Here is a 950-nt window from a genome sequence, read left to right as displayed (position 1 = left end):
TTGGTTTAATCACCATTTCCAAACCAATATAAACCAGTATAATACTACTATTTTCCCTTTGTAACAAAAATGTAATATTTTTTCGTTGGATTATTTTGTTAGAATAGGGAAAAAGACATATTAGAGGTGGAAACCGTGAAAAAAAGTGTAGTCGCATTTTCGACAATAGCCATTTTATCTTCAACTTTCGTTTCTCCTGCCCTTGCCGGTACATATACAGTGAAAAGCGGCGATACGCTAAGCAAGATCGCACAGAAACATAATACGACGGTACAAGACTTAAAACAGCTAAATCATTTAAAAACCGACTTCTTGAAAATCAATCAAAAGTTATTGACATCAAACTCCAAAACAACATCAAACAATTCTTCGGTTTCCATGAAAAAAACAAAGAATACCACATATACCATTGTCTCTGGCGATACGTTAACCCGGATAGCGAACAAGCATAACCTGACACTAGCTGAATTGATGAAATTGAACAACCTTAAATCCGACAGAATTTATGCAGGCGCCAAACTTATCGTATCCAAATCAACTACAACCACTACCGTTGAATTACCCAACAGCTCCAAGCCATCCAATGGTACACAGCCCCCGGTCAATTCGGCTACATACATTGTGGTGAAAGGTGACACGCTCTCAGGGATTTCCAGAAAGACCAATGTATCAGTAGCGCAGCTTAAAGCGGCCAACTCGTTAAACTCGGACTTAATCAGAGTGGGTCAAAAACTAAAATTAAGCAAAACATCCACTTCTGCCAATCCAGGGAAAAATGATGACAAGATAGAAACACCGAATTCAGGAAGTAAAGTAACCAAGCTCGTTTCCGAAGCGAAGAAATTGATAGGAACGCCTTATTCGTGGGCAGGCGCCTCGCCATCAGGATTCGATTGCAGCGGTTTCATTTACTATACATTTAAGAAGGCCGGATATGACGTTTCCAGGCT

Annotated in this window: 1 protein-coding gene; it reads left to right on the top strand. The window is 39.7% G+C overall.

The genetic code is table 11. The features are described from left to right. Positions 1 to 135 precede the first annotated feature (135 nt). On the top strand, positions 136 to 950 hold an 815-nt coding region (locus CVN76_RS05380; protein WP_100530544.1), incomplete at its 3' end, for a LysM peptidoglycan-binding domain-containing protein.

Source organism: Bacillus sp. mrc49, assembly GCF_002803435.1.
The sequence above is the reverse complement of the archived record's forward strand: the minus strand, read 5'-3'. Positions and strand labels throughout refer to the sequence as shown.